Source organism: Streptosporangium oxazolinicum (assembly GCF_039537505.1).
Lineage (GTDB): Bacteria > Actinomycetota > Actinomycetes > Streptosporangiales > Streptosporangiaceae > Streptosporangium > Streptosporangium oxazolinicum.
Genome location: NZ_BAABAQ010000006.1, coordinates 125,321 through 147,400, shown reverse-complemented (window position 1 = coordinate 147,400; position 22,080 = coordinate 125,321). Strand labels below are relative to the sequence as shown.

Genomic DNA, 22,080 nt, shown 5'->3' with positions numbered 1-22,080 from the left:
GGGACGAATCACCGTCCCGGGGCTATCTCGCGGTGACCGGGACCTGGGCGCGGGCCGCGCGCCCGGCCGGGATCAGCGTCACCAGCAGGGCGCTTCCCACCGCGACGAGCACCGCGACGGCGAGCGTCAGGGCCGAGGGCGTACGGCCGATGCCCGCGCCGACACCGCTGGTGTGGCCCTGCAGGTCGATCAGCCCGCCGACCAGCGAGGCCCCGGCCGCGGTGCCCGCGACCACGCCCAGCACGATCAGCAGGCCGGTCCCGGTGACCAGGGTGGCCGCCACCTGCCGGGGGGTGAGGCCCATGGCCTTGAGCACCGCGAGGTCGAGGGCGTGGTCGCGCAGGCTCAGGGCGCTCGCCGTCAGGAGGTTGGCCAGGCCGAGCAGGGCGAGCACGACGATCAGCGCCACGATCACCACGCGGATGATCGCGAGCCGTTCCGCCGGGTTGACCACCCGGTTCACCTCGAGGGCCTCTCCCGAGGCGATCAGCAGCCGGGCCCTGACCTCCGCCGGGTCGGCGCCCGGCCGCAGCACCAGGCTGTAGAACTGCGGCGGCACCGCGTCCTTGGCCGCGAGACTGTCGATCCCGAAGGAGAGCACCTCGCCGTCCTGGTCGGGCTCCACCACCCGGCCCACGAGGTGCACGATCAGCGGGGTGCCGCCGACGGTGAGCCGGACCCGGTCGCCGATCTTCACGTCCAGCAGGTCGAGCAGCCCCTGCCCGGCGACGGCCTCTCCCCTGGCGGCGTACATCCGTCCCTCGACGACCGAGAAGGGGTACGGCTCGGCGGAGGTGCCCGCGGCGCGGGCCAGCACGCTCCTGGTCTGCTCGGGCTCCAGGGCGGGCACCTCGGTGCCGGGGTAGACGGTCAGCACCCCCGGGTCGGCCCTCGCGATCCGCAGGGCGTCGTCGGCCGGGAGCTTGTCCGGGCGCACGGTGAGCGCCGCCGCCTGGCCGACCTGCTCCGGGTGGCGCAGGAAGTCGTCCAGGGTGGCCCAGCAGCCGAGTCCGATGGTGATCATCATCATCGGGACCGCGACGCCGAAGATGCTCAGGAACGCCGGGACGCGCCGGGTGAAGGCGTCGCGGGTGCCCAGGACCAGGGCCGGGGGCAGCCGTACGAGGAGTGCCAGGCGGGCCAGCCGCGACAGGTGCCCCCTGGGCGGCGCCGCGGGGGCCGCGGGGACGGGCGGGGTGCGGCCGCCCCGCCAGGCGGGCAGGGCCACCGCGACCAGGACCACGGCGGCGGTGCCGCCGGCGATGGCGAACAGCGGGACCGGGGAGAGCGGCAGGATCGGCACCCCGTCCAGGACGAACGAGGCGGCGACCTGCCCGCAGAGCAGCCCGATCGCGATGCCGACCAGCCCGATCGCGCCGTGTTCGGCCATGAGCACCCCGAAGACCTGGCCCCGGGTGTAGCCGAGGGACTTGAGGGTGGCGATGTCGCGCGTCTGGCTCAGCACCCGGCCGCCCACCGCGTTGGCGATGGCGAGCGCCGCCGCGACCAGCCCGGTGATCCCGAACAGCGCGAGCAGCAGGCCGAGCAGCCGGTTGTCCAGCTCCATCGAGGCGCGGACCTCGCGCCAGGTGGACATCCGCTGGATCTGCTCGTCCAGGAGGGTGACGGCCCCGTGGACGGCGGGCAGCGTGGCCTCCCCGTCGGCCAGGCGCAGGCCGGTGACCGACTCGCTGCGGCCCAGGGCGGGCTCGACCCTGGCCAGGACGGGCGCGAGCGTCCAGGCCAGGCCGGGCGTCCACTCGGGGTAGAAGCCCTGGTCGGCGGTGTCGGCCAGGCCGACCACGATGAGCGGGTGGGTGGCGCCGTTGAGCGCGGTCACCGGGAAGGCGCCGCCCACCTTGAGGTTGAGCGCCTTGGCGAAGGAGCGCTCGACGACCACGCCGTCGGCGTCGCCGGGGCGGAGCGGGCGCCCCTCGCGGATCAGCGGGGCGGCGACCCTCGGCGGCGTCGCGGACATCTCCCGCAGCGCCACCGGTGACTTCTTCCCGTCCAGCGTGAGGGTGACCGGAGCCGACCGGTAGGGTCCGGCGACCTGGACCACGCCGGGGAGCCTGGACAGCGCGGCCGGGTCGGGGGCGTCCTTGGTGTGGATCCACACGTGCGCGCCCCTGGACTCGGCGAACAGCCCGCGCCACGGGTTGGTGCCGTCCTCCAGCAGGGTCGCGGAGGTGATCAGCGCCGTGACGATCCCGGCCACGGCCAGCACCGTGAGCAGCGCCTGGGCCCTGCGGGCCCTGAGGTCGGCCCGGATCCACCTGACGGAGGCGCGTACGGTGCTCACCGCGACGCTCCCCGTACGGCTCGCGGGGCCTCGGGCACGGCGGGCCCCGGGGACGGCGAAAACGCCGACGGGAGGAGCGGAGGGCGCACCGTCAGCCTCTCAGCTCGACGACGTCGCCCGCGCCGCCCTTGGGGCGGCGGCGGACCAGCCCGGTGCCGCCGTCGTCGACGATCTGGCCGTCCAGGAGGGCGACCACCCGGTCGGCCAGGCTCGCCACCCTGGCGTCGTGGGTGACCATGATGACGGTCTGGCCCTCGCGGTGGACCTCGCCGAGCAGGCGCAGGACGTCGCGGGTGTTGCGGCTGTCGAGGTTGCCCGTGGGTTCGTCCGCGAGCAGCAGACTCGGCTCGTTGGCCAGCGCGCGGGCCAGCGCGACCCGCTGCTGCTCACCCCCGGCGAGCTGGGAGGGGGCGGCGTCGGCGCGGGCGGTCAGGCCGAGCTCGCCGAGGAGGTACTCGCGGCGTCGGCGGGCCTCGCGCGCGGAGGCCCCGGCCAGCAGGGCGGGCAGCTCGACGTTGTCGGCCACGGTCATGTTGGCGACGAGGTTGAAGAACTGGAAGACGAAACCGATCTTCCGGCGGCGGAGCAGCGCCCAGGCGCTCTCGCCGAGCGTGTCGGCCCGCTGCCCGTCGAGCCAGATCTCGCCGCTGGTCCTGGCCTCAAGGCCGCCGATCATGTGGACCAGGGTGGACTTGCCGGAGCCGGACGGGCCCATGACCGCCACGAACTCCCCCGGGGCCACCCGCAGGTCGACCCCGCGCACGGCGGGCACCGGCACCCCGCCGTCCTGGTAGATCTTGACGAGATTGACGGTTTCGACCACGGGAGCCACGGAAACCACGGGAGACGTCAACTCAGGTCCTCCTGGCAGCGTTCGAGCCAGTCGAGGTCGGCCTGGAGGTGCAGCATGGCCCCCTCGACCAGCAGGAGCGCGACGCGATTCTCCGGGTCGGTCCGCTCGGCGAGGTCGTTGAGGTCACGCATGAGTCCGAGGTAGTGACGGCGCTGGCGGTTGATCATCGCCATCCTGTCGGCGATGCCGGTCATCGGGGCCAGCACGAGCTTCATGAAGAACTCGTCCCGGACCCTGGGCCCCTCGGTGGGCTCGTCCACCCACGTGTCGAGGATCTCGCGGCCGTCGGCCGTCAGGTAGTAGACCTTCTTGTTCGGCCGGTTGGACTGCTCGACGTCCACGGCGCGCACCAGGCCGTCCTTCTCCAGGCGGCCGAGCGTGACGTAGATCTGCCCGATGTTCGGTGAAGGGTAGGCGCTGCCGAAGATCTGTTCAAGTGCCTGTTTGAGCTCATAGCCGTGGGCAGGTTCCTTCGCGAGGAGCGCCAGCAGCATCAGCCGCACGCCCCACCTCCTCGGAGAGCTCGTTACATGAGCGTTACGGGGTTATCCGTTGACGATGATGTTATCGCTATGCATAACATGCATGCATCTACCTAACACGTATGTAACCAACTAGAAACCGGGAGGTCATGGTGCGCCGACTCATCCCCGTCGCGCTCGCCGTGCTTCTCGGGCTCGCCGGTGCGGGGTGCTCGGCGGCCGGCGCGCGGGAGACCGAACGCTTCGGCGGGACGGGTCCCTTCACCCTCGTGATCGGCCGCGACACGACGACGTACCTGCAGCCGCTGCTCGACCGGTGGAACCAGACCCACCCCGGGGAGCGGGTGACCCTGCTGGAGCTCCCCGAGGGGGCCGACGAGCAGCGTGCCCAGATGGTCGCGAATCTACAGGCCAAGAGCGACCGCTACGACGTCCTCGGGCTCGACGTGGTCTGGACGGCGGAGTTCGCCGAGACCGGCTGGATCCTGCCGCTGGAGCGCGCGATGTTCCCGCTCAACCGGTTCCTGCCGCCGGTCGTCGACACGGCGGTCTACCGGGGCAAGCTCTGGGCGGTCCCGTACACCAGCAACGCCGGCCTCCTCTACTACCGCAAGGACCTGCTGGCCAAGGAGGGCTTCAAGCCGCCGAAGACCTGGGAGGACCTGCGCACCCAGGCGCGCGCCCTGCACGAGAAGTACGGCATCGGCGGCTACGCGGGGCAGTTCCTGGCCTACGAGGGCCTGACCGTCAACTTCGCCGAGGCCGTGCAGTCGGCGGGCGGGCAGATCCTCAGCCCGGACGGCACCAAGGTGATCATGGACGTGGACAAGGCGAAGGCCGGGCTGGACTTCCTGGTGGACGGGTTCCGGGAGGGGTGGATCCCGCCCGAGGCGCTCTCCTTCAAGGAGGAGGAGTCGCGGCTGGCCTTCCAGGAGGGCAGGCTCGCCTTCGCCCGCAACTGGCCGCACGCGTACGGGCCGGCCACCGGCTCGTCCGTCGGGGACAGGTTCGGGGTCACCCGGCTTCCCGGGTCGAACGGGCCGGGAACGGCCTCGCTCGGCGGCTACAACCTCGCGGTGAGCGCCTTCTCCAAGCGGCAGAAGTCGGCCGTCGAGTTCATCCGATACTTCACCAGCCTGGAGAACCAGCGGCGGGTGCTCGCCGACGGCTCGTTCCCGCCCGTGTGGGCCGAGTTGTACGACGACCCCGGCCTGATCAAGCGTTTTCCCTACCTGCCGGTCCTGAAGCAGAGCATCCTCTCCGCCCGGCCCAGGCCCGCCAGTGCCAACTACGACCAGGTGAGCCTGGTGATCGCCAGCGCGGTCTCCAACGCTCTCACACCGCCTTTCACGAAGGGCGACAGTGACGACGTCGTCTCCTCCATGAAGGGCCAACTCGAAGAGATCATCCGGGCTCAATGACGCCGGGGTGCTCCCCGGCAGAAGCCGTCATCCCCATTTCGGCTGGTTGTTCGTCCCATATATCCCTCTATTTCAAGTTTTAACGTCTCAGGAGCTCTGTTCAGCATGCGCAGAACCATTGCAGCGGTGACAACGGCGGGACTCGCCCTGGCACTCGCCGCGTGCGGCGGCGGCGAGTCGGCCGCCCCGGCACCGGCGACGAGCGACAGCGCGTCCGCGTCCGCCCCGGCCGCCGCCAAGACCCTCGAAGGGGTGACCGTCGAGGTCGCCGCCAAGTGGACCGGCGCCGAACAGACCAACTTCGAGCAGGTGCTCAAGGCGTTCGAGGCGAAGACCGGCGCCAAGGTCACCTACGCCTCCACCGGCGAGGACACCGGCGCCTACCTCGGCCCGCGCATCGAGGGCGGCAACCCGCCGGACGTCGCGATCCTGCCCCAGCCCGGCCTGGTCCAGCAGTACGCGGACCAGAAGGCGCTCAAGCCGCTCACCGCCGAGGTCCAGAAGCAGATCGACGACAACTACACCCCGTACTGGAAGGAACTCGGCTCGGCCGACGGCCAGGCCTACGGCGTGCTGGTGAAGGCGGCCCACAAGTCGCTCATCTGGTACCGCGACCAGGCCTTCCAGGACGCCGGCGCGACGCCCCCGGCCACCTGGGACGACCTGATCAAGACCGCCCAGACGGTCGCCGACTCCGGCACCCCGCCGTTCTCCCTCTGCGGCGCCTCCGGCTGGACCCTGACCGACCTGTTCGAGAACGTCTACCTGTCCACCGCGGGCCCGGAGAACTACACCAAGCTCTCCAAGCACGAGATCCCGTGGACCGACCCCAGCGTGACGACCGCGCTGGAGAAGATCGGGCAGCTCGTCGGCAAGAAGGAGTTCCTGCTCGGCGGCTCCGCCGGTGCCCTGCAGACCGACTTCCCGACCTGCGTGACCCAGGTCTACGGCCAGGACAAGTCGGCGATGGTCATCGAGGCGGACTTCGTGGGCGTCACGGCCGAGCAGTCGGGCGCGAAGCTCGGCGAGGAGGCCAAGTACTTCCCGTTCCCGAAGGCCGGTGACACCGAGCCGGTCGTGCTGGGCGGCGACATCGCGGTGGCGCTGAAGGACTCCAAGGGCGCGATGGCGCTGCTGGAGTTCCTCGCCTCCAAGGAGGGCGGCGAGGTCTGGGCGAAGCTCCCCGGCTACCTCTCTCCCAACCGCAACGTCTCGCCCGACAACTACCCGGACGAGCTGACCAAGAAGCTCGCCGAGACGATCATCGCCGCCGGTGACACCGTCCGCTACGACATGTCCGACCTCGCGCCCAGCGCCTTCGGCGGCACCGACGGCAAGGCCGAGTGGAAGTTCCTGCAGGACTTCGTCCGCGACCCCTCGGACGTCAAGGGCATCCAGACGAAGCTCGAAGACGCCGCCAAGCAGGCCTGGAAGTAGGGGAGAGAGGCCGTGACCGATCGGTTAGACGGCCCGCGGGATCCGCGTGGCGGCGACGCCGCCCGCGGTCCCTCCTCCGGACCTGACGACACCCCGCGGCCGGCGCAGGACGCCGGCCCCACTTCCGACACCGCTCCCGACACCGCTCCCGGTGCCCGTACGACCGACGCCGGGGCCTCCGGGACCCCGACCGGCGGCGAGACCCCGGAGACCCCTGAGCCCTCCGGGACGACGGCCTCCGGCGACGGGGACGGCCACCCGGCCCTGGCCGACGTCACGTCGGACGACCAGGCCGCGCCGGTCGCCGAGCCGGTCGCCGAACCGGAGCTCGCGACGGCCGGGGCCGCGGCACCGGCCGTGGAACCGGCACCGGTGCCCGCCGGGCGCTCCCGGCTGGGGCCGCCGCCGACGCTGGCGCTGTGGTTCCTGCTGCCGGGCGCGCTCGTGCTCGGCGTGATGGTGATCTACCCGATCATCTACTCGATCTTCCGGAGCCTCTACGACGCCAGCGGCGGCACCTTCGTCGGGGCGGACAACTACGCGACGATCTTCAGCGACTCCTCCACCCTGACCACGATCAGGAACAACCTGATCTGGGTCGCGGTGGCTCCCGCCCTGGTCACCGTGATCGGCCTCGTCTTCGCGGTGCTGACCGAGCGGATCCGCTGGGCGACCGCGTTCAAGCTGGTCGTGTTCATGCCGATGGCCGTCTCCCTGATGGCCTCCGGCGTCATCTTCCGCCTGGTCTACGAGCAGGCCCCCGACCGGGGCGTGGCCAACGCCGTGATCACCTCGGTGACCGGCCTGTTCGGCTCGGGCCAGGGCTACCCGGACGCCCGTCCCAGGGAGAACGACCAGTCCCCGGTCGCCCCCGGGCAGGGCGGCGGGGTGGTGGCCAAGCAGCCCGCGCAGCCGGGGCAGGCGGTGCTCCTGCCGCTCGTGGGCGTGAAGCCCGCCGACCTCACCTCTGCCTCGACGGCGAAGGCGGCCCAGCCCGGACCCGGCGAGCTGGCCGGGACCGTCTGGTTCGACTTCACCCAGGGCGGCGGCGGCGCGCCCAACCAGGTGGACGGCACCGAGAAGGCCCTGGCCGGGATGACGGTCGAGGCGGTGCAGAACGGCGCGGTCAAGGCCACCGCCACCAGCGAGGCCGACGGCACCTTCCGCTTCACCGGGCTCGCTCCGGGTGACTACCAGGTGCGGCTGCCGCAGTCGAACTTCGACGCGGCCTTCGCCGGGATCCCCTGGCTCGGCCCGACACTGATCACCCCGGCGATCATCGGCGCGTTCGTCTGGGTGTGGGCCGGGTTCGCCATGGTGCTGATCGCGGCCGGGCTCGCGGCCATCCCGCGCGACGCGCTGGAGGCGGCCCGCATCGACGGCGCCACCGAATGGCAGGTGTTCCGCAAGATCACCGTTCCGCTGCTCTCCCCCGTGCTGCTCGTCGTGTTCGTCACGATGATCATCAATACCCTGAAGGTCTTCGACCTGGTCTTCGTCATCGCGCCGGGATCGGTGCAGCCGCAGGCCAACGTGATCGCGCTGGAGATGTGGCGGGTCTCGTTCGGCGGAGGCAGCAACCAGGGGCTGGGTAGCGCGCTCGCCATCTTCCTGCTGGTCCTCGTCCTGCCCTTCATGATTCTCAACATCCGCCGGTTCAGGAGGGACAACCAGTGACGACCTCCACCCTTGGCGCCCCGCGCCGCGGCGTCCTCGGCAGGATCGTGGACCGGCTGGGCGGCGGCCTGGTCCAGGCGGTACTGGTGGTGATCGGCCTGTTCTGGCTGGTTCCCACCCTGGGCCTGTTCGTGGTCTCGATCCGCGACGAGACGGCCAACAACTCCACCGGCTGGTGGACGATCCTCACCAAGCCGGCCGAACTGACCCTCCAGAACTACTCCGACCTGCTGGCCACCGGGTTCACCGCGTCGTTCTGGAACACCGTGTTCATCACGGTGCCCTCGACCGTCCTGGTGATCGGCATCGCCGCCATGGCGGCGTACGCGTTCGCCTGGATGGAGTTTCCCGGCAGGGACGCACTGTTCCTGGTGGTGGTCGGCCTGCTGGTGGTGCCGACCCAGATCGCGCTGATCCCGATCGCGAAACTGTACGGCTCGGCCGGGATCTTCGGCTCCATCGCGAGCGTGGTGCTCTTCCACGTCGCCTTCGGTCTCCCCTTCGCCATCTTCCTGCTCCGCAACTTCTTCGCGGGCATCTCACGCTCGCTGCTGGAGGCGGCGCGGATGGACGGCGCGGGGGAATGGAAGATCTTCTCGACCGTGGTGTTCCCGCTGGCCAAACCGGCGGTCGCCTCGCTCGGGATCTTCCAGTTTCTCTGGGTCTGGAACGACCTGCTCGTCTCGCTGGTCTTCGCCAACACCGAGAACCAGCCCATGACCAAGGCCCTCCAGTCACAAATGCGGCAATTCGGGACCAACGTGGACATTCTTGCGCCAGGAGCTTTTCTGTCGCTGATTATCCCGTTGATCCTCTTTTTCGCCTTCCAGCGGTATTTCGTCCAGGGGATGATGGCTGGTTCGGTGAAATAGATAACAGGGGCAGGCCCGGTGCGGCACGCGTCGATTCCCGGCACGCGCCGTACCGGGCCTAAAACCTCGATAGGGTCCTACCCATGGCCGCACGTCCCTTGAACGAAGTCGTGGAAGCCGGGTGGGCCAAGGCCCTCGAACCCGTCGCCGATAAGATCGCCGAAATGGGCGAGTTCCTCCGGAAGGAGGTGGCGGAAGGCAGGCAGTACCTCCCCTCGGGCGCCAATGTGCTCCGCGCCTTCCAGCAGCCCTTCGACCAGGTCGAGGTGCTGATCGTGGGCCAGGACCCGTACCCCACGCCGGGTCATCCGATCGGCCTGAGCTTCTCCGTCGCCGCGGACGTGCGCCCGATCCCGGGCAGCCTGCGCAACATCTACAAGGAGCTCACCGAGGACCTCGGGCTACCGATGCCGAGCAACGGCGACCTGACCCCCTGGAGCGAGAAGGGTGTGCTCCTGCTCAACAGGGTGCTCACCGTCATGCCGGGCAAGCCCGCCTCACACCGGGGCAAGGGCTGGGAAGAGGTCACCGAGCAGGCCATCAAGGCCCTCGTCGCCCGCGACAAGCCGATGGTGGCGATCCTGTGGGGACGCGACGCCCGCAACCTCCGCCCGATGCTCGGTTCCGTCCCGGCCATCGAGTCGGCGCACCCCAGCCCCCTGTCGGCCCGCAGCGGCTTCTTCGGCTCCCGCCCGTTCAGCAGGACGAACGAACTTCTTGAGCAGCAGGGCGCGCGCCCCATCGACTGGAAGCTCCCCTAGGCTGTTCCGACCATCCCCAGGCACTAGGATTTCCACTATGAGTGATGTATCGGGCACCGAACGCTATCTGCGTCTTACCGTTGAGCTGACCGTGGAGGTGCAGGACATCGCCGCCCTGCAGGCCGCCGCGCTGAAAGAGATCAGCCACCCTGACGCCGATCTTGACGACGACGAGCGCAAGGAGCAGGCTGAGCTGGTCTCGGCCGACGACACCGGCGCCACCGCGCTGCAGTGGCTGATCGAGCCGGACCACGTCCTGGGGCTGATCGAGCATGTCGACCAGATCGAGCCCCGCGAGGCCGTGCTGGGCGTCGAGCCCTCCGACGGCCCGTCGGACGAGGATGAGGACGACGACGACCACGCGGGCCACGACCACGCCGGTCACGACCACAGGCACTGAGAACACACGACTGAGAACGACCCCGCCACCCCGGCGGTGGTGGGTCCTCCCGGCCAGGCGCCCCGCCGGGAGGACCCATCACCGCCGGGGCTTTCTCGTCATCGAAGCCCTTCGCCGGAGCCCTTCGCCAGGGGTCCCACCGTGGGACGCCCGCCGGAGGGGCCCGCGGCTCAGCCGATGACGATGACCTCCTCTCGGCGGGCCGTCAGGGCGTCCCGCCGCCGGGTCAGCTCCTCGCGGCGGACCTCCAGGCCCTCGACCGTACGCCGCACCCACTCCGCGACCTCCGCCACGGCCGCGCCGGTGCCCGCGATCCGGTGGTGCTTGATCGCGTCGGTGATGATGTTGTCGAAGAACATGTCGGCGAACCAGCGGGTGTCCACCTCGGGAAGCTTCGGGGCGACGTTCACGCCGATGTCGACGAGCTCCCTGGCGAAGGTGTCCAGCAGTTGCTGGGCGTGCCAGGCGGCCTCGTCCGCGTCGCGCAGGTGGCCGTGCTCCATCATGTCCGCGAAGCCGCCGCCCCCGGCCAGCATGTCCCACCTGGAGGCGCCCCGGGCGCCGCCCAGGCAGCGCAGCACCTCGCCGACCCCGTGGAAGGCGTCGACCCCGGCCCGGTGGGCCTCCTGGTGCTCCGCCAGGTCGGCGCGGGTGTCGGCGAGGTTGTGGCCGAGCTCGACCAGCTCACGGCCCCTGGGGTCACCGGACGCGACCAGCCGGCGCTCCTCGCGCTCCAGCAGCGCGTCGTACTCCTCCCGCGCCCGCCCGAGCCCGGCGAGCCCCTCGTCGACGGCGGCCCGGTCGGCGTTCAGCCATTCGAGGCGGCCGCGCTGGCCGTCCAGGCGTTGCCGCACGGCCAGCACCTCGGCGCGCTCCCTGGCGAGCCGTTCGTCCCTGGACCCGGTGAGCCCGGCCAGGAAGGCGGAGAAACCGCCCTCCAGCCTGGAGACGTCCTCCTCCTCCTTGGCGAGCTGGTCCTCAAGGTCACCCAGGAGCGCCGCGACCTCGTCGAGCTGCACGGCCACCGCGTCGCGCCGGCTGGTCAGTCGTTCGAGCCGCCGCACTCGTTCGCGGGCGGTGAGCAGGGCGTCGGCGGCATCGGGGGTGCCTGCATCGGCGGCGTCATAGGGGGTCACACCTGTGCGACGCGCGAGGGGGACGATTCGTTCCGCATCACCCGTACCCTCCGTACCCCCTCGTACCACCTGCATCACCGCCCCGGCCGGAGTCAGTCCATGCGCACCAGGGGCGCCGGGTAGCCGGGGACGCCCAAGGGGAGCTTCCACGGCTCGTGGACCGCCCGCCTGGGCACGGCGTCGAGCTCGGGGACGTAGCGGCGGACGTACTCGCCGTCCGGGTCGTACCGCCTGGCCTGCCGGATGTGGTTGACGGGCCGGTTGGGGCGGGTGTCGTTGCCGGTCCCGGCGACCCACTGCCAGTTGCCGTAGTTGTTGGCGACGTCGCCGTCGAGCAGCCAGTCGAAGAAGTGCTGGGCGCCGACGCGCCAGTCGAGGCGCAGCCGCCGGACGAGGAACGACCCCACGATCAGGCGGGCCCGGTTGTGCATCCAGCCCTCGGAGAGCATCTGCCGCATCCCGGCGTCCACGATCGGGATTCCGGTCATGCCCTCCTTCCACGCCTGCGCCGCGTGGTCGTCGTCGCGCCACTCGTGCCCGCGCGGCCGGTAGTCGTCCCGGTTGATACGCGGGAAGGCCCGCGTCACCTGGTGGAAGAAGTCACGCCAGCACAGCTGCCTGACGAACTCCTCGCCGTCCCCGCCCGCCCCCTCTACCCCGGCGAACGACTCCAGCTCCAGCGGCGAGACGCAGCCGAAGCGCAGGTAGGGGCTGAGCATGGAGGTGCGGTTGCCCGCCATGTCGTCGTGGCCGTCGGCGTAGTCGGCCACGCAGTGCCTCAGCCACTGCGTCATCCTCCGGCGCCCGGCCGTCTCACCGCCCCTGAACAGCTCGCGCGGCTCGCGCCCCGGCTCGGGCAGCCTCCCCGCCCTCAGCCCTTCGGGGACGTTCACCATGCCGGGAGCCTTGAGCACGTCCCTGCGGGGCTGCCGGGTCCAGGCCCGCCAGTAGGGCGTGAAGACCCGGTAGTGGTCGCCTCCGCCCGACGGCCTGAGGGCGTCGGGGGGCACGATCGTCAGGCCGGGGAACATCTGGAACGCCGTCCTGGCGCGCTCGCACTCCTCGGCCAGGCGCCGCTGCCTGCGGTTCGCGAAGGTGCTGACGTCCATGCTGGTGTAGACGGCCTGGGCCTTCGACTCGCCCACCAGGCGCATCGTCTCGGCGACCTGGTCACCGTGGCGCACGGCCAGCTCGCCACCCCGTTCGCGAAGCGATTCGCGCAGGTCGGCGAGGCACTCGGCGAGGAATCCCCGGCGGTTGTCCCCGGGTATGGCGGGGTCCGCGACGAAGAGCGGTATGACATGACGTGCGTGCTCGCACGCCGCGGCGAGCGCCGGGTGGTCGTGCACCCGGAGATCGCGGCTGAACAAAACGATCACAGTATCGGTCACGTTTCCCCTTCGGCCGGTCACGCTCTGTTGGTTGCGTCCACAGGGGCCCGGAACTCGAAAGAATGTTCATGGAGCAACCGCTCGCGTCGCCTGTCAGGCTGGTACGGGGCAGAGCAGGCGTGAAATGGGATGAGATGGACGAGCAGCGTCAGGTGGCAACCGGTGAGGAACCGGGCTACGGCATCGGAGCCGTCGCGCGGCGCCTCGGGGTGCCCGCCCCCACGCTGCGGACCTGGAACCTACGCTACGGCGTGGGCCCGAGCCGCCGGAGCCCGGGGGGCCACCGCCGCTACGACGCCCGCGACCTGTGGCGCCTGGAGGAGATGAACCGGCTCATCAGGAGCGGGGTTCCCGCCTCCGACGCGGCGCGGGAGGTCCTGAGGATCGAGACCGTTCCCTCGACGCCCCCGGCGGAGCGGCGGTCGGAGCCCGGGTGGCCGCCCCCGCCGGAGCGGATGGCCGGACGGCCGTCCGGCGTGCCCACGGTGGCGATGCTGGCGCGGGCGGCGATGACGCTGGACAGCGGGGCCGTCCACGACTGGATCAACGCGGCGCTCGCCAGGCACGGCGTGCTGTGGACCTGGGAGCATCTGGCGATACCGGTCTTCGAGACGATCTGCAGGCGCCAGGCGGAGAGCGGGGCGAGCATCGAGGTCGAGCATCTGTTCTCCGACCGGCTGCTGGCCGCGCTGATCGGGCTCACCGAGCGCCCCGCCCGGCCGGCCGCCGACCGTCCCGTCCTGCTCGCCTGCGCCGAGGACGACCTCCACAGCCTGCCGATCTACGCGCTGGCCGCCGCGCTCACCACCGACCACCACGTGGAGACCCGGGTGCTGGGCGCCAGGACCCCGTACCCGGCGCTGGCGGACGCGATGCGGCGGCTGGGCCCCTCGGTGGTCTTCGTCTGGTCCCAGCTCGCCGAGACCGGCGACCCCGCCCCGCTCGCGTCGCTGCCCGCGCTCCGCCCGCCGAGCCTGATCGTCGCCGGCGGTATGGGCTGGTGGGACAGCCTGCCCGCGTCCATCCCCCGCGTCACGTCCTTCCAGGACGCGCTCACCCGCGTCGCCGCCGCCGCCCTGGCCTGACGCCCTTCCCCGGTACGCCCCTGCTCCGCTCTGCCGCTCCTTCCGGCACGCCGCTTCGGGCCGCCCCGCCCTGGATTGGCCCTTTCCCGCCGGACTCGTGGGCACCGCCGCGCACCCTGCTTGCGATCACGGGCGCCGGGCGAGTATGAATAAGTTTTGAGTAGGTTTTCTTGGTAAGAGGAGGGCATCATGACAGACCCCCTGAACACTCGGTTCGCCGAGGGCGACGAGGCGGCGCTGGTCGAGTGCCTCCGCGCCCACGGGCCTCTCATCCGTTCCTACCTGCGGCGATTCGTCCGGCCACAGGATGTCGAGGATCTTCAGCAGATCGTGTTCGCGGAGGTCTGGCGTTCCCGGCACCGCTTCGACCCGGCGCGCAGCCTTCCCGCCTGGATGCTCGGCATCGCCCACAAGCGCGCGGTCGACCATCTGCGAATACGCACCCTGCGCACGGTGCCGCTGGACGTGATCGCCGATCCCGCCGGGGACGACGGCCGGATCGACGGTGACGGCCTGGCGGAGCGCGACCAGGTGCGGCGCGCGCTGGCCGAGCTGCCCGACCCGCAGCGCCAGGCGATCGAGCTGGCCTACTACGGCGACCTGACCCAGCGGGAGATCGCCGAGAAGCTGAGCGTCCCGCTCGGCACGATCAAGGCCCGTACGGCGCGCGGTCTGCGCCGCCTGTCCGGCATCCTCAGCACGTCCGCGACGGACGGCTGGGAGGCCGGACCGCACCGGGAAGAGGTGCCCGCCGCGCGTGGCGCGAGCGGTTCGAGCGCGATGGGCGCGACAGGCGCGATGGGCGAGGCAGGCGAGGCGGGCACGATGAACGGCACCGACGACACCGACAGAACCGACAGGACGGACGAGGCGGGCCGGCAGGTCGTCAGGCCGAGGGTCGCGGTGTCCAGCTGCCTGCTGGGCGAGCCGGTCCGGTTCGACGGCGGGCACAGCCGCAACCGGTTCCTCAGCGGCGAACTGGACAAACACGTCGAGTGGGTGCACATCTGCCCGGAGATGGAGATCGGCCTCGGCAGCCCGCGCGAGACCCTTCGCCTGGAGCGCTCACCGGACGGCACGCGGCTGGTCTCCAGGAAGAGCCGGGTGGACCTCACCGGCAGGATGACCGCCCTCGCCGCCGAACGGGTTCCGGCCCTGCGGGAGGTGGACGGTTACGTCCTCAAGTCCAAGAGCCCCAGCTGCGGGGTGCACGGCATTCCCGTCCACGCGGGCGGCACGACCGTGGACCGCAAGGGCAGGGGGGTGTTCGCGGCCGCGGTCCTCGACACCCACCCGCTGCTGCCGGTCGAGGACGAGGGGCGGCTCAACGACGCCCTGCTCCGCGAGAACTTCGTGGAACGGATCTTCGCCCGCGCCCGGCTCCGCGCGCTGCTGGAGAGCGACTGGCGCCCCCGCGACCTGGTCTCCTTCCACTCCCGGCACAAGATGCAGCTGCTGGCCCACGACCCCGAGGCCTCCCGGGAGGCGGGCCGGGTGGTGGCCGGGGCGGGCACCCGGCCCCGCGACGAGCTGGCCGCCGACTACGCCCGCGTCTTCGGCACGGCGTTCGCCACCAAGACGAGCATCGGCCGGCACGTCAACGTCCTGCAGCACTGCATGGGGATGGTGGGCGACGCGCTCGACCCGGCCCGCCGGGCCGACCTGGCGGAGGTCATCGCCTCCTACCAGGCCGGGCAGGTGGCGCTGAGCGTCCCGGCGACCCTGATCCGCCACCACGCCCAGGGCCAGGCCGGGGAGTACGTACGGGACCAGACGTACTTCTCCCCGTACCCGGAGGATCTGCGGCTGCGCAACCACGTGCCCGCCTGATCCCACGACGTCGCGAGCGAGGCCCGGACCGGTCGGGTCCGGGCCTCGCGACGGTCAGGGGACCACCGGTCAGACGGCCGGATCCAGCCGTACGACCGCGAGGGAACGAGGAGGCAGGGACAGCTCCTCCCCCTCCACGGTCGCCGACGGGTCGGAGGCGAGCAGGATGTTGCCGGGCGCGAACCGGCCCGTCCCCAGCTTGACCGTGAGCGCGACCGGGCCGAGGTTCGCCGCCACCCTGAGCCCTCCCCGGTGCACGACCAGCCAGGACTCACCGTGGTCGACGCGTACCCGCTCCAGCCTCGGGTCCGTCAGCTCGGGGTGGGCGCGGCGCAGCGCGATCAGGGCGCGGTACCAGTCGAGGTGGGCCCGGTGGGCGTCGTCGTCCAGCTCGCCCCAGTCGAGCTTGGAGCGCAGGAACGTCATCTCCTCACCGGGATCGGGGGCCTTGTCCGCCCAGTCGTCGTAGCCGAAGCCGACGAACTCCCGCCGCCGCCGCTCGCCCTCCCCCTCGCGCAGCTGCGGCTCGACGTGGTCGGTGAAGAACAGGAACGGCGCCCGCGTCCCCCACTCCTCCCCCATGAACAGCATGGGGGTGAACGGCGAGGTGAGCAGGAGTCCCGCGGCCAGCCGCAGCGCCTCGGGCGCCATCCGGTCGCCCTCGGCCCGGTTGCCGATCTGGTCGTGGTTCTGCGCGCAGCAGACGAAGCGGTAGCCGGGCACGTGGGACGCCGGGCGGCCGTGGGAGCGCCCCCGGAAGGAGGAGTAGGTCCCGTCGTGGTAGTAGGCGCGGGTCAGCACCTTGGGCAGGGCGCCGTGGAAGTCGTCGTAGTAGCCGTGCCGCTCGCCGGTCACCGCCACGTGCAGGGCGTGGTGGACGTCGTCGTTCCAGGCCGCCGCCAGACCGAACCCCCCGGCCTCGCGGGGGGTCATCAGCCGGGGGTCGTTGAGGTCGGACTCGGCGATGAGCGTGAGCGGCCTGCCCACGGCCGCCGACAGCGCCTCCGTCTCGGCGGCGATCTCCTCCAGCAGGTGCGTCGCCCGGTCGTCGTGCAGCGCGTGCACGGCGTCCAGCCGCAGGCCGTCGACGTGGTAGTCGCGCAGCCACTGCAGCGCGTTGCCGACGAAGTAGGCGCGCACCTCGTCGGAGCCGGGGCCGTCCAGGTTCACGGCCTGTCCCCAGAAGGAGGAGGCGCTGGAGTGGAAGTACGGGCCGAAGGGGGCGAGGAAGTTGCCCGACGGGCCGAGGTGGTTGTAGACGACGTCGAGGATCACGCCGAGCCCGCTCCGGTGGCAGGCGTCCACGAGGCGCTTGAGCCCGTCGGGGCCGCCGTAGGTCTCGGTGACGGCCCACAGGTCCACGCCGTCGTAGCCCCAGTTGCGCCCGCCGGGCACCGGCGGCACCGGCATGATCTCCACGAAGTCGACGCCGAGCTCCACCAGGTGCTCCAGCTTGCCGATCGCCGCGTCGAAGGTGCCCTCGGGGGTGAAGGTGCCGATGTGTAACTCGTAGATGACCGCGCCCGGCAGGTCGCGGCCCCGCCACAGGGCGTCGCCCCACTCGAAGCGGTCGTGGTCGTAGACCCGGCTCGGGCCGAAGATCCCCTCCGGTTGCCACCGGGTCCTGGGGTCGGGCAGCGCCTCGCCCCCGTCCAGCCGGAACCGGTAGTCGGTGCCGTGCCCGGCGCCGGGCACCTCCGCCGTCCACCAGCCGCCCCCGGCGGACGACATCGGGTAGCGGACCTCGCCGATCTCCACGTCCACCGCCGTCGCCCGCGGTGCCCATACCTCGAACATCGGTCAGCCCCTTTCCAGCAGCGCGACAGGGTGGACGGACAGCAGGTGGGCGAGCGGGATCCTGCCGGTGTACTCGCTCCCCGACAGCAGATCCCGCCACGTGCCGTGCGGCAGGGTGAGCGTGTCGCTCCCCCAGCCGCCGCGCCGCTCCAGGCCGACGGGCAGCCGGGTGGCCACCGTCACGGCCCGCTCCCCCCTGGCGAAGGCGATCGCGTGCTCCCCGGCCTCGATCGGGACGTACGGCGCCTCGGGGTCCAGCCTCCGGCGCAGGTCCAGGGCCATGGCGGTGACCGCCAGCTTGGCCTCGTCCCACGAAAGGCGCGTCGTGGCGGGGCTCGGGTGGGCCTCGTCCGGGTGGGCCTGGCTCGCGTGGGCCTGGGCCGCCGAGAGCATCCGGCGGCGCAGCGGGAAGTCGACCGGGCGCCGGTTGTCCGGGTCGACCAGGGAGAAGTCGGTGATCTCGTTGCCCCAGTACAGGTCGGGCACGCCGGGCAGCATGAGCTGGACGAGCTTCTGGCCCAGCGAGTTGGACCTGGCGTACGGCTCGATCCTCGCGGCGAACTCCGCGACCGAGGCCCCGCACTCCTCGACGGCCCGGCCGACGAAGTCGCGGATGCCGCGTTCGTAGGCGGGGTCGGGGGTGGCCCAGGAGATCGAGGTCTTGGCCTCGCGGGCCGCCTTGAACAGGTAGTCGAAGAACCTGTCGGGCCCGATCGGCCAGGAGGCCATCAGGTTCTGCCAGGCCAGATAGTCGAGGGCCGGGTCGAAGGAGACCTTCGAGGACCACTCGCCGACCGCCGCCGCCCACTCCCCCGGCAGCTCGGACAGCACGGCGAGCCTCGCCCGTACGTCCTCGGAGCGCTTGGTGTCGTGCGTGGAGAGCGTCGTCATCGTGCCCGGCGCCATCTCCCGGCAGAACGCGTGGAACTCCTCGACGGATCCGCCGAACCGGTCGGGCTCGCCGCCCACCTCGTTCAGGCAGGACAGGGGGTACCAGCGGTAGAGGGCGGTGTCCTCGACCCCCTTGGCCATCACCGGGCCGCAGGTCTGCTGGAAGCGGGTGACCGCCTCGGCGGGCCCGGTCAGGACCCGCTTGACGACCTCCGCCACCGGGGCGCCCTCGGGCAGCCGTCCGGCGGCGACCCGCCCGGCCTCCTCGACGATCCGCACCGAGATCTCGGGCACCGGCTCGCCGGGGACCGCGTAGGCCCGGTAGACCGGCATCGCGGCGAGCAGCTCCACCAGCGTCCGGCGGTCGGAGCCGACGACGGCGTGCAGCCGGTCGATCTCCGCGCCGAAGAACAGGTCCAGGACCTCCGCCTTGGACTCGCGGACCACGGCGGCGTAGTCGCCGGGCACCCCGGTGTGCTGGGTGAACAGCTCGACCAGCTGCTCCTTGCCCGCCGGGTCGACGAACAGCCCGGTGATCCGGTTGAGCGTCTCGTAGCCGGTGGTGCCGTCGCACTCCCAGTCGTCGGGCAGCCGCTCGGAGCCGACCAGGATCTTCTCCGCCACGGTCCACACGCCCGAGCGCTCGCGCAGCCGCGACAGGTAGCCGCGCGGCTCGGCGAGCCCGTCGGGGTGGTCCACCCGCAGCCCTTGGATGACCCCCTCCTTGACGAGCGAGAGGATGACGGCGTGCGTGGCGTCGAACACCTCCGGGTCCTCCACCCGCACCCCGATCAGCGAGGACACGTCGAAGAACCGGCGGTAGCCGGGCCCGCGCCGCCAGTCGACCAGCCGGTAGTGCGTGTCGGGCAGCGGGAACTCGTGGTCGTGGTAGCGCAGCACGTCGCCGTCGGCCACCGCCTCGCCCGCGTCGCCGAGCACCGGCATGTTCACCCTGCCGACGCCGACGTTCTCGTCATCGTCTTCGACGGACCAGTCGATGTCGAACCACGACGCGTACGGCGACTCCGGCCCGTCCTTGAGCACCGACCACAGCTGCGCGTTGCCCGACTCGGGCACCGGGACCGTCATGTGGTTGGGCACGATGTCGACGACGACGCCGATCCCGTGCTGGGCCAGCGTCGCCGACAGCTCCCGCAGTCCCTCGACGCCGCCGAACTCCTCGCGGACGCGCGAGTGGTCGGTCACGTCGTAGCCGTGCCGCGACTCCGGCACGGCCTGGAGGATCGGCGACAGGTAGACGTGGCTCACCCCCAGGTCCCGCAGGTACGGGGCGAGCTCGGCCACCTTGTCGAACCCGAAGTCGGGGGTGAGCTGGAGCCGGTAGGTCGAGACCGGCACCTCGTACGAGCCCGGCGACGGCGAGGGCGCGGGCGCCTCCTCGGGGAGCGCCAGGAGGTCGGGGACGTCGCCGCCCGCCCTGGTCCCGGGGACGGAGTCCGGCAGGATCTCGTCGTGGCCGACCTGCGGGGGGACGGCACCGGGCGGGGGCTCGGGCGGAGAGTCCGGCAGGGGGTCCGGCGGCATGCCCGGCTCGGGCACGGACTCCGGGGGGACGATCCCGGGCGCGGGCTCCAGGGGAGCGGGCTCGGGGGCGGGCTGGGTCAGAGGTTCAGACACGGCGCAGCACCCTCACCGAGCGGCCGACCACCGGCACGCTCTCTCCGGCCCGGCAGACCCGGGTGTCGACCGTGATCGGCATGGCCGTGTCGATCTCCGTCAGCCACATCTCACCGTAGTCCTTCGGCAGCGTGAACTTGATGACGTCGTGGTGGGCGTTGAACAGCAGCAGGAACGAGTCGTCGACGATCTGCCGGCCCCGGCGGTCGGGCTCGGTGATGGCGTCGCCGTTCAGGAAGACGGCGAGCGACTTGGCGTACCCCACGTTCCAGTCGGCGTCGGTCATCTTCTCTCCCCTCGGGGTGAGCCAGGCGATGTCGCTGAGGTTCTCCTCAGAACCGCGTACGGGCCGCCCGTAGAAGAACCGGCGCCGCCGGAAGACCGGGTGGTCGGCGCGGAGCTTGGCCAGCCGCCGGGTGAACTCCAGCAGCAGCCAGTTCTCCCTGACGTCGGACCAGTCGACCCAGCTCAGCTCGTTGTCCTGGCAGTACACGTTGTTGTTGCCCCGCTGGGTGCGGCCCAACTCGTCGCCGTGGGAGATCATCGGAACGCCCTGGGACAGGAACAGCGTGGTCAGGAAGTTGCGTTTCTGCTGCTCGCGCAGGGACTCGATCGCCAGCGAGGCGGGCCCCTCCTCGCCGCAGTTCCAGGAGCGGTTGTCGTCGGCGCCGTCCCGGTTGTCCTCGCCGTTCGCCTCGTTGTGCTTGTTGTTGTAGGAGACGAGGTCCTGCAGGCTGAAGCCGTCGTGGCAGGTGACGAAGTTGATGGAAGCGGCGGGGCGGCGGCTGTCGTCCTGGTAGAGGTCGCTGGAGCCGGTCAGCCGGGAGGCGAACTCGGGCAGCGCGGCGGGCTCGCCCCGCCACAGGTCGCGGATCGTGTCGCGGTACATGCCGTTCCACTCGGTCCACCTGGCGGGGAAGTTGCCCACCTGGTAGCCGCCGGGGCCGACGTCCCACGGCTCGGCGATCAGCTTGACCTGCGACAGCACCGGGTCCTGCTGGACCAGGTCGAAGAAGGCGCTCAGCCGGTCGACCTCGTGCAGCTCGCGCGCGAGCGTGGAGGCCAGGTCGAACCTGAAGCCGTCCACGTGCATCTCGATGACCCAGTAGCGGAGCGAGTCCATGATCATCTGAAGCACGTGCGGAGAGCGCATGAACAGGCTGTTGCCGGTGCCCGTGGTGTCCATGTAGTACCGCCTGTCGTTGTCGACCAGGCGGTAGTAGCCGGGGTTGTCGATGCCGCGCATGCTCAGCGTCGGGCCCAGGTGGTTGCCCTCGGCCGTGTGGTTGTAGACCACGTCGAGGATGACCTCGATGTTCGCCTCGTGCAGGGCCTTGACCATGGCCTTGAACTCCAGCACCTGCCCGCCGCGCTGCCCGGTGCTCGAATAGGCGTTGTGCGGCGCGAAGAACCCGATGCTGTTGTAGCCCCAGTAGTTCGTCAGCCCCCGCTCGGCGAGGACGTGGTCGGTGACGAACTGGTGCACCGGCATGAGCTCGATCGCCGTCACGCCGAGCGCGGTGAGATGATCGATGATCTCCGGGTGGCCGATCGCGGCGTACGTGCCCCGGATCCGCTCGGGGATCTTCGGGTGGTTGATCGTGAGGCCCTTGACGTGCGCCTCGTAGATCACCGTGTTGTGGTACGGCGTGCTCGGCGGCCGGTCGTGCCCCCACCCGAAGAACGGGTTGATCACGATGGAGCGCGGCATGAACTCGGCCGAGTCGGCGTCGTTACGGCTGTCGGGATGGCCGAAACGGTAGCCGTACACGGCCTCGTCCCAGTTCACCTCCCCCTCGACCGCCTTGGCGTACGGGTCGAGCAGGAGCTTCGCGGGGTTGCACCGCTGCCCTCTCTGCGGGTCGTACGGCCCGTGCACGCGGTAGCCGTACCGCTGCCCCGGGCCGACGCCCGGCAGATATCCGTGCCAGACGAAACCCTCACACTCGGTGAAGGTGACCCTGGTCTCCTTGTTCTCCTCGTCGAACAGGCACAGCTCGACGCGTTCGGCGGCCTCGGTGAAAAGCGCGAAGTTGGTTCCCGCGCCGTCGTAGGTGGCCCCAAGGGGATAGGGGTCACCCGGCCAGATCTCGATCATTGCACCGCC

Annotated in this window: 16 protein-coding genes and 1 pseudogene; 9 read left to right on the top strand and 8 right to left on the bottom strand. The window is 71.2% G+C overall.

Annotated elements, in window-relative coordinates:
* Positions 1–22: 22 nt before the first annotated feature.
* The 3 genes from ABD817_RS18170 to ABD817_RS18160 all read right to left on the bottom strand — a co-directional run bounded on the left by ABD817_RS18170 (position 23) and on the right by ABD817_RS18160 (position 3,649).
* Entirely contained in the window at positions 23–2,302 is a 2,280-nt protein-coding gene (locus ABD817_RS18170; RefSeq protein ID WP_344919151.1) for an ABC transporter permease, read from the bottom strand.
* Positions 2,303–2,393: 91 nt separating this feature from the next.
* A complete protein-coding gene (locus tag ABD817_RS18165; RefSeq protein WP_344919150.1) occupies positions 2,394–3,134 on the bottom strand; it encodes an ABC transporter ATP-binding protein in 741 nt (246 codons plus the stop codon).
* 17 nt (positions 3,135–3,151) lie between these two features.
* Positions 3,152–3,649, bottom strand: a complete 498-nt coding sequence (locus ABD817_RS18160) for a PadR family transcriptional regulator (RefSeq protein ID WP_344919446.1) — start codon at positions 3,647–3,649, stop codon at positions 3,152–3,154.
* A gap of 137 nt (positions 3,650–3,786) precedes the next feature.
* Between ABD817_RS18160 and ABD817_RS18155 the strand changes: the two genes are divergently transcribed.
* From ABD817_RS18155 to ABD817_RS18130, 6 genes are all read left to right on the top strand, one after another.
* Positions 3,787–5,058 (top strand): ABC transporter substrate-binding protein, encoded by a 1,272-nt coding sequence (locus tag ABD817_RS18155; RefSeq protein ID WP_344919149.1) that lies wholly within the window; start codon positions 3,787–3,789, stop codon positions 5,056–5,058.
* Positions 5,059–5,163: 105 nt separating this feature from the next.
* Complete coding sequence (locus ABD817_RS18150; protein WP_344919148.1) at positions 5,164–6,495, top strand: ABC transporter substrate-binding protein; 1,332 nt, start codon at positions 5,164–5,166, stop codon at positions 6,493–6,495.
* A gap of 12 nt (positions 6,496–6,507) precedes the next feature.
* Complete coding sequence (locus tag ABD817_RS18145) at positions 6,508–8,172, top strand: ABC transporter permease (RefSeq protein WP_344919147.1); 1,665 nt, start codon at positions 6,508–6,510, stop codon at positions 8,170–8,172.
* The gene (locus ABD817_RS18140) at positions 8,169–9,044 is read left to right on the top strand and encodes a carbohydrate ABC transporter permease (RefSeq protein WP_344919146.1); all 876 of its coding nucleotides are present in this window, start codon (positions 8,169–8,171) and stop codon (positions 9,042–9,044) included. The genes ABD817_RS18145 and ABD817_RS18140 overlap by 4 nt, the downstream gene beginning before the upstream one ends.
* A gap of 83 nt (positions 9,045–9,127) precedes the next feature.
* Positions 9,128–9,805, top strand: coding sequence for a uracil-DNA glycosylase (locus ABD817_RS18135; RefSeq protein ID WP_344919145.1), 678 nt, complete (start codon positions 9,128–9,130; stop codon positions 9,803–9,805).
* Positions 9,806–9,842: 37 nt separating this feature from the next.
* Positions 9,843–10,205, top strand: a complete 363-nt coding sequence (locus ABD817_RS18130) for a hypothetical protein (RefSeq protein WP_344919144.1) — start codon at positions 9,843–9,845, stop codon at positions 10,203–10,205.
* Positions 10,206–10,375: 170 nt separating this feature from the next.
* On the opposite strand, the gene ABD817_RS18125 is transcribed toward ABD817_RS18130, so the two are convergent.
* A complete protein-coding gene (locus ABD817_RS18125; RefSeq protein ID WP_344919143.1) occupies positions 10,376–11,341 on the bottom strand; it encodes a hypothetical protein in 966 nt (321 codons plus the stop codon).
* Between the two features lie 92 nt (positions 11,342–11,433).
* A complete protein-coding gene (locus ABD817_RS18120; protein ID WP_344919142.1) occupies positions 11,434–12,732 on the bottom strand; it encodes a cryptochrome/photolyase family protein in 1,299 nt (432 codons plus the stop codon).
* Positions 12,733–12,866: 134 nt separating this feature from the next.
* Between ABD817_RS18120 and ABD817_RS18115 the strand changes: the two genes are divergently transcribed.
* The 3 genes and pseudogenes from ABD817_RS18115 to ABD817_RS39600 all read left to right on the top strand — a co-directional run bounded on the left by ABD817_RS18115 (position 12,867) and on the right by ABD817_RS39600 (position 15,647).
* Positions 12,867–13,817 (top strand): MerR family transcriptional regulator, encoded by a 951-nt coding sequence (locus tag ABD817_RS18115; RefSeq protein ID WP_344919141.1) that lies wholly within the window; start codon positions 12,867–12,869, stop codon positions 13,815–13,817.
* A gap of 189 nt (positions 13,818–14,006) precedes the next feature.
* A pseudogene (locus tag ABD817_RS39605) lies at positions 14,007–14,492 on the top strand (RNA polymerase sigma factor); the annotation flags it as partial.
* 150 nt (positions 14,493–14,642) lie between these two features.
* On the top strand, positions 14,643–15,647 hold the full coding sequence (locus ABD817_RS39600) for a YbgA family protein (protein ID WP_425583389.1): 1,005 nt from the start codon (positions 14,643–14,645) through the stop codon (positions 15,645–15,647).
* A 69-nt stretch (positions 15,648–15,716) separates the two neighbouring features.
* Here ABD817_RS39600 and treZ read toward each other — a convergent pair whose 3' ends face one another.
* Genes treZ through glgX form a run of 3 tightly spaced genes read right to left on the bottom strand, consistent with a single transcriptional unit; the run spans position 15,717 to position 22,071 of the window.
* Positions 15,717–17,444, bottom strand: coding sequence for a malto-oligosyltrehalose trehalohydrolase (gene treZ / locus ABD817_RS18105; RefSeq protein ID WP_344919139.1), 1,728 nt, complete (start codon positions 17,442–17,444; stop codon positions 15,717–15,719).
* A 3-nt stretch (positions 17,445–17,447) separates the two neighbouring features.
* Entirely contained in the window at positions 17,448–19,973 is a 2,526-nt protein-coding gene (gene treY / locus ABD817_RS18100) for a malto-oligosyltrehalose synthase (RefSeq protein ID WP_344919138.1), read from the bottom strand.
* On the bottom strand, positions 19,966–22,071 hold the full coding sequence (gene glgX, locus ABD817_RS18095) for a glycogen debranching protein GlgX (protein ID WP_344919137.1): 2,106 nt from the start codon (positions 22,069–22,071) through the stop codon (positions 19,966–19,968). The genes treY and glgX overlap by 8 nt, the downstream gene beginning before the upstream one ends.
* Positions 22,072–22,080 lie beyond the last annotated feature (9 nt).

Coding starts and splice junctions, on each gene's coding strand:
- ABD817_RS18115 (WP_344919141.1), top strand. CDS start 12,867: ATGGACGAGCAGCGTCAGGTGGCAACCGGTGAGGAACCGGGCTACGGC.
- glgX (WP_344919137.1), bottom strand. CDS start 22,071: ATGATCGAGATCTGGCCGGGTGACCCCTATCCCCTTGGGGCCACCTAC.
- ABD817_RS18150 (WP_344919148.1), top strand. CDS start 5,164: ATGCGCAGAACCATTGCAGCGGTGACAACGGCGGGACTCGCCCTGGCA.
- treZ (WP_344919139.1), bottom strand. CDS start 17,444: ATGTTCGAGGTATGGGCACCGCGGGCGACGGCGGTGGACGTGGAGATC.
- ABD817_RS18155 (WP_344919149.1), top strand. CDS start 3,787: ATGGTGCGCCGACTCATCCCCGTCGCGCTCGCCGTGCTTCTCGGGCTC.
- ABD817_RS18135 (WP_344919145.1), top strand. CDS start 9,128: ATGGCCGCACGTCCCTTGAACGAAGTCGTGGAAGCCGGGTGGGCCAAG.
- ABD817_RS39600 (WP_425583389.1), top strand. CDS start 14,643: ATGAACGGCACCGACGACACCGACAGAACCGACAGGACGGACGAGGCG.
- ABD817_RS18160 (WP_344919446.1), bottom strand. CDS start 3,649: ATGCTGCTGGCGCTCCTCGCGAAGGAACCTGCCCACGGCTATGAGCTC.
- ABD817_RS18130 (WP_344919144.1), top strand. CDS start 9,843: ATGAGTGATGTATCGGGCACCGAACGCTATCTGCGTCTTACCGTTGAG.